The sequence below is a fragment of the Azospirillum sp. B4 genome, assembly GCF_000333275.1.
Lineage (GTDB): Bacteria > Pseudomonadota > Alphaproteobacteria > Azospirillales > Azospirillaceae > Nitrospirillum.
Map to the genome: position 1 here is coordinate 1 of NZ_BACU01000595.1, position 2249 is coordinate 2249.

Genomic DNA, 2249 nt, shown 5'->3' on the forward strand with positions numbered 1-2249 from the left:
GGGGGGGGGCCTGAACCAACGGGGTTCCCTTAGGCGGGAGGGATGAGATTGCCGCCTTGGGCCCAGGGGTTCAACCCAAATGGCCGAAGCGGTTGCCCCACGACCGCGGCGCATTTGCGGAAAGCCAGCATCCCCGATGGGGTGACCCAGTTGGCACAACCGCGCCCATTTCGACGGCAGGGCACGCGACGCCCATCAGGAAGCGGTGCGCGAGCGCCGGGCCCTGTCGGTCATGATCGGCGACATCGATCATTTCAAGGCCATCAATGACCGCTATTCACACGCCATCGGCGACGCTGTGCTACGCATGGTCGCCGATGTGCTGCGCGCCGCCCTGCGCCCGGGCGACCTGGCGGCCCGCTACGGCGGGGAGGAGTTCGTCATGCTGCTGCGCGACACGGGAGCGGCGGAAGCGGCGACCCTGTGCGAACGCCTGCGCCAGGCCATCGCCGCCGCCGATTGGCAGGAGATCCATCCCGACCTGGCGGTGACCATCAGCATCGGTGTCTGCAGCGATCTGGGCCTGGACGGCCCCGATGGCATGATCGCCGCCGCCGATGCCCGGCTGTATCAGGCCAAGGCGGAGGGCCGCAACCGGGTCTGCGCGGCGTGACGCCCCCGTCAGCCGATCGCTCCGCCGAGACCATTCCCCCAAAGCCCCAACCAATCGGTCAATTGGGGACTGCAAAGCCCGCCCGAAGACAACTCTGGGCGGAATGGCAACTGCCACCACCCCAAAATTGCATGATCTTGGAATCCAATCCGATTGGATAGATTGAAGACAGAAAGAAATTAACCATCTCATCGTAAGGCAATATTAAATAGGATATGGCGCTGTAAAATAATAATTACCGTAGAACCGCCGCAAATTGTTAATGAAAATATTAGGAGAACGAATTACGATTCCCTAACTTATTCACGCCACCATTACCGCCAGCAGCACATAAGCGGAATCCAGCGATGAACCCAGACGAATATGTTATGCATCTGGCATTGATCGTCGCCTCCAGCGACGATGCGATCATCAGCAAAAGCTTACATGGGACCATCACCTCCTGGAACCCAGGAGCGGAACGTCTATTCGGCTACACCGCGACCGAAGCCATCGGCCAGCCCATGACAATGCTTTTCCCCCGGGGGACGGAGCACGAGGAAGCCGGAATCCTGGCGCGGATCGCCCAAGGCGAGTTGATCAGCCATTTCCACGCCAGGCGCCGTCGAAAGGACGGCCAGTTGATTGACGTCTCGGTCACCATTTCCCCCATTCATGACGCCGAAGGCCGCATCGTCGGCGCCTCCAAAATCGCCCGCGACATCACCGAGATAAAACGGCAGGAAGAAGAACTCCGCCGCAATCGCCAGCAATTGGAAGAGCTGCTCGCCACGCGTACGGGCGAGGTCCGCGAAGCGAACAAGATGCTGGCGGACCAGGAAGTCTTCACCAGCACGATCACGGACAATCTTCCGGGCATGGTCGGCTATTGGGATAGCCTGAAGACGCTGCGATACGCCAATCCCGCCTACAGGAAGTGGCTGGGGGCCGGGGGGGAACCGGTCCAACTCGGCGTGCATCTGAACACCCTGCTCGCCCCGGGCGGGGACGCCGACTATCTGCTCAGGCTGGAGGCGGCCCTCGCCGGAACCCCCCAGGTCTTCGAGCAAGTTTGGCGGACGCCGGACGGAACGACGCGGCACTATCAGGTCAATTACCTGCCTGAGCGACGGGACCTCACCATCACCGGCACCTTTGTGCTGGTGACGGAAATCACGCCGCTGAAACAGGCGGAATTGATGCTCCGGCAATCCAACGAACAATTGGAAAAGGCGCTGATCGAGGCCAAGGCGGCGGACGCGGCGAAGAGCCAGTTCCTCGCCAATATGAGCCATGAGATCAGAACGCCGATGAACTCGATCCTCGGCTTCATCGGGCTGGCTCTTGAAAGCGAATTGCCGGCCCATACGCACAAGCAGCTCAGCATGGCCTACCGGTCCGCCAAAAGCCTGCTGCTGCTGATCAACGACATCCTGGATTTGTCAAAGCTGCAAAGCGGCAAAATGGAGCTGGAGGATGCCCCGCTCAACCTGGCGCATGACTTGTCCGGCTGCATCGAATTGGTCAGGATGAAAGCGGAGGAGAAGAATCTGACCATCTCCCTATCCTATGCGGCGTCGCTGCCAACCGTTTTTTCCGGCGACACCATGCGCATTCGGCAAATCGCCACCAATCTTCTCAGCAACGCGGTCAAATT

General features: G+C 60.3%; 1 protein-coding gene and 1 pseudogene. Both read left to right on the forward strand.

Translation table 11 applies throughout. The annotated features are described in order from the left end of the window. Positions 1-166: 166 nt before the first annotated feature. Positions 167-613, forward strand: a pseudogene (locus I55_RS26895) (GGDEF domain-containing protein); the annotation flags it as partial. Between the two features lie 347 nt (positions 614-960). After that, the coding region (locus I55_RS26900) for a PAS domain-containing sensor histidine kinase (protein WP_148293994.1) at positions 961-2249 on the forward strand (1289 nt) is incomplete at its 3' end.